Source organism: Micromonospora sp. RV43 (assembly GCF_001029515.1).
In the GTDB taxonomy this organism is placed as follows: Bacteria; Actinomycetota; Actinomycetes; order Mycobacteriales; family Micromonosporaceae; genus Micromonospora; species Micromonospora aurantiaca.
Map to the genome: position 1 here is coordinate 1 of NZ_LEKG01000305.1, position 4,494 is coordinate 4,494.

Sequence of the window (4,494 nt, forward strand, 5' to 3'; positions counted from 1 at the left end):
ACCCTGTCCCGCCCCGAGGTCGACATCCTCGAAGGCCTCACCACCGCCATCATCGTCGACCAGGAACGCATGGGCGCCGACCCCCGCTCCACAGTCGGCACCGCCACCGACGTCAACGCCATGCTGCGCATCCTGTTCAGCCGCCTCGGCGACCCCCACATCGGCCCACCCAACGCCTACTCCTTCAACGTCCCCTCCGTACGCGCCGCCGGCGCCATCACCGTCGACCGCGGCCCCGGCAAGACCCAGACCAAGAAGGGCACCTTCAACCGCCTCGGCGGCATGTGCCCCCGCTGCGAGGGCCGCGGCGCCGTCACCGACTTCGACCTCACCGTCCTCTACGACGAGAAGCTCTCCCTCAACGAGGGCGCCATCACCATCCCCGGCTACAGCATGGACGGCTGGTACAGCCGCACCTTCCGCTCCAGCGGCCTGTTCGACCCCGACAAGCCCATCCGCGACTACACCAGACGCGAACTCGACGACCTGCTCCACAAGGAGCCCACGAAGATCAAGGTCGACGGCATCAACGTCACCTACACCGGCCTCATCCCCGCCATCAGCAAGTCGATGCTCGCCAAGGACGTCGACGCCATGCAGCCCCACATCCGCGCCTTCGTCGAACGCGCCGTCACGTTCACCACCTGCCCCGACTGCGACGGCACCCGGCTCGCCCCCGAAGCCCGCTCCTCGAAGATCAACGGCATCAACATCGCCGACGCCTGCGCCATGCAGATCAACGACCTCGCCACCTGGGTACGCGACCTGCACCAACCCTCCGTCGGCCCGCTGCTCAAGGCACTGGGGGACACCCTCGACTCCTTCGTCGAGATCGGCCTCGGCTACCTCAGCCTCGACCGCCCCGCCGGCACCCTCTCCGGCGGCGAGGCCCAGCGCACCAAGATGATCCGCCACCTCGGCTCGTCCCTCACCGACGTCACCTACGTCTTCGACGAACCCACAATCGGCCTGCACCCGCACGACATCGCCCGCATGAACAACCTCCTGCTCCAACTCCGCGACAAGGGCAACACCGTCCTCGTCGTCGAACACAAACCCGAGACCATCGCCATCGCCGACCACGTCGTCGACCTCGGCCCCGGCGCCGGCACCGCCGGCGGCACCATCTGCTACGAAGGCACAGTCGCCGGCCTGCGCGCCAGCGACACCACCACCGGCCGCCACCTCGACGACCGCGCCACCCTCAAGGACAAGCTGCGTACGCCCACCGGCACCCTGCCGATCCGCGGCGCCCGCACCCACAACCTGCGCGACGTCGACGTCGACATCCCCCTGGGCGTCCTGGTCGTCGTCACCGGCGTCGCCGGCTCCGGCAAGAGCAGCCTCATCCACGGCTCACTGGCCAAACGCGAGGACGTCGTCAGCGTCGACCAGACCGCCATCCGCGGCTCCCGCCGCAGCAACCCCGCCACCTACACCGGCCTGCTCGACCCCATCCGCAAGGCCTTCGCCAAGGCCAACGGCGTCAAACCCGCCCTGTTCAGCGCCAACTCCGAAGGCGCCTGCCCGACCTGCAACGGCGCCGGCGTCATCTACACCGACCTCGGCATGATGGCCGGCGTCGCCAGCACCTGCGAGGACTGCGAAGGCAAGCGCTTCCAGCCCGCCGTCCTCGACTACCACCTCGGCGGACGCGACATCAGCGAGGTCCTCGCCATGTCCGTCGACGAAGCCGAGACGTTCTTCAGCGACGGCGAGGCCCGCACCCCGGCCGCCCACACCATCCTCGACCGGCTCGCCGACGTCGGCCTCGGCTACCTCACGCTCGGTCAGCCCCTCACCACGCTGTCCGGCGGCGAACGGCAGCGGCTCAAGCTCGCCACCCGGATGGGGGACAAGGGCGGCGTGTACGTCCTCGACGAACCCACCACCGGCCTGCACCTGGCCGACGTCGCCCAACTGCTCGGCCTGCTCGACCGGCTCGTCGACACGGGGAAGTCCGTCATCGTGATCGAGCACCACCAGGCCGTCATGGCGCACGCCGACTGGATCATCGACCTCGGTCCGGGCGCCGGACACGACGGCGGCCGGATCGTGTACGAGGGCACCCCGGCGGATCTCGTGGCGGCCCGGTCGACGCTCACGGGCGAACACCTGGCCGACTACGTCGGCGCCTGACCGCCGGACGGCAGCACAGGGGAGAGGCGACGGTCAACGCCACTGTCGATCGGCGCCTCTACTCTCGGCCCGTGAGCTTCAGCGCCTTCGCCCGCCGCGTCCGCGACCCGGCGCTGCCGTACCAGCGCCGGGTCTCGGCACTACGCTCGTGCGTGCAGCTGTACCGCCCAGTCGGCTTCGAGGCGACGCTGAGCTTCCTCGAAGAGCTGGCCGGACCTTTCAGGCGTGACGAAGCGGCGCTGCTTCGGGCGCTGGAGCATCTCGCGGCGAGCCGCCGCCTCCGGCACGAGGATCTACAGCGGTACGCCGCCGAACGCCGCACCGCGAAGCAGCTCGGCCACCGGACACCGGGGCGCGCTGATCGAAACCCCAACCTGGGCCCGCCGATCTGGTACGGAGCTGCTCAGCGAGCGGCACTGCACGCGCTGAGCTACTGGCGACGCAGCCGGCTGCCCGAGCTGCTCGCGGGCAACGACCCGGGCGCGCGGGAGATCGGCAGCTCGGTGTCCGCCTGCCTGGCCAGCGGCGGGCCCTTGACCGTCGAGCAGCAGCGGCGACTCGATGACGCGGTACAGCAGGTGCGGCAGCGTGCCGACGGGCGGCTTCACGACGAGGATGCGCCAGCGTACTTCCGTGCGCGAGACCTACTGTGCGTCGCCGCGCTCGTCAGGGACGCGGCGACGCCGGAATGTGCCTACGCAGCGCCTCGGGCCGGAGGTGAGAACGGCGGCCCTCAAGGGATCGCTGCGGAGAACGAAGGCGCGAAGCATGCCTGAGCACCGAACGATGCACATTCGATAATGTACATTATGTCAAGTAACGCTGAGGTGGGAGCTCCCCGAGCGCCCGCGTGAGGCAGGTGACCCGCTTTGCGGGACTTCGGGGTGCCGGAGGGTCAAGCAGTCACCCCCCGTCGTGCTGCGGGACCGCGTGCTCGACCTGGCGAGCGCTGGCAGCGGCAGCAAGCTCGCCGCGAGCCGGCTCGCACCTCCAGACACGATGTCGCAGCCGTTGCGCCCAGGCGCCAATCATCGGGCCGGCCCACCCACCAGGCGACCCGCGCATCCCCCCGCCGGATCCCACCTCGCTCCACCCACCGTCCGCCGATCATGAAGTTGGCGGCGACAAATTAGACGGCACTCCCCGGCCAACCTCATGATCGCCGGAGCCGCCGCCAGTTCGCCGATGTGGCTGCATCGGAGCACTGGGATTATCGCCATCTCGGCGAGATGGAATTGATCATGGCGTTGATCGCCCGCGCTCCCCTGATGTGCCTCCTGACGGGAACACGAGAATCATGCATAATATCCCTTATGCATGACAAACCGGACGGAACGGTAGGCGCTCTTATTGAGGAGTTCCTGACCGCCCGGGCCACCCGCAAGCCCTCCCCCCACACACTGGCCGCTTACCGGCGGGATCTGACCACTGTGGCCGATCTGGCGGCCGGTGACGCCTCTCCCCTGCGCCTACCGGTCAGCACCCTCTCCCCCAAGGTGATGCGCGCGGCGTTCGCGCGGTTCGCCGCTCCCCGCGCCGCCGCGTCGGTCCATCGTGCCTGGTCGACCTGGAACAGCTTCTTCACGTTCCTGGTCGCCGAGGGTGTCGTACCGGGCAATCCGATGCCGGCGGTGGGGCGACCCCGTACGCCGCTCCCCCGGCCCAAGCCGCTGCGGGGCGAGGACACCCCGGAGGAGTTACTGGCGGCGGTGGCCCGGGCGGAGGGCCGGCAGCGTGATCCGTGGCCGGAGCGCGACCTGGCGGTGCTGGCGCTGGCGTTGTGCGCGGGGTTGCGGCTGTCGGAGCTGCTGGCGCTGCGGGTGTCGTCGGTGGCCGGGCGCGATGGTGAGCGGCGGGTGGACGTGGCGGGTAAGGGCGGGCGGCCGCGTACGGTGCCGATCGAGGACGGCGTGGACCGGGTGCTTGCGGGTTATCTGGACAGCCGGCGGCTCCGGTTCGGGTCGCGCAGTGTGCGGCCGGACTCGCCGTTCCTGGTGGATCGTCAGGGTGAGGCGTTGCGCCGGGGTGGGCTGCAGTACCTGGTGGAGTCGTGTTACCGGCGGGCGGGCATCGGTGACCGGGTGCCACGGGGTGCGCGGTTGCACGCGTTGCGGCACACGTTCGCGACGCGGTTGGCGGAGGACGGGGCGAGCGCGGCGGAGATCATGCGGTTGCTGGGGCACGCGTCGTTGGCGTCGTCGCAGACGTACATCGAGGTGACGGCGGGTCAGCAGCGGGCGGCGGTGGCGGCGAACCGTACCAACCGGGCGTTGTCGGGGCTGGCGCCGCGGCGGTGACTGTCGTGCGGCGGGCGGCGTGTGGGGTGGCGCGCTGGCAGGATCGGCGAGATGCGGG

3 protein-coding genes are annotated in these 4,494 nt (G+C 70.2%); all 3 read left to right on the forward strand.

Annotated elements, in window-relative coordinates:
- Positions 1 to 2,139, forward strand: a 2,139-nt coding sequence (locus tag ABD52_RS36410) for an excinuclease ABC subunit UvrA (protein ID WP_047894744.1), incomplete at its 5' end; no start/stop codon positions are given.
- A gap of 71 nt (positions 2,140 to 2,210) precedes the next feature.
- Positions 2,211 to 2,915 (forward strand): hypothetical protein, encoded by a 705-nt coding sequence (locus ABD52_RS36415; RefSeq protein ID WP_047894745.1) that lies wholly within the window; start codon positions 2,211 to 2,213, stop codon positions 2,913 to 2,915.
- Positions 2,916 to 3,452: 537 nt separating this feature from the next.
- Complete coding sequence (locus tag ABD52_RS36420; protein WP_047894746.1) at positions 3,453 to 4,436, forward strand: tyrosine-type recombinase/integrase; 984 nt, start codon at positions 3,453 to 3,455, stop codon at positions 4,434 to 4,436.
- Positions 4,437 to 4,494 lie beyond the last annotated feature (58 nt).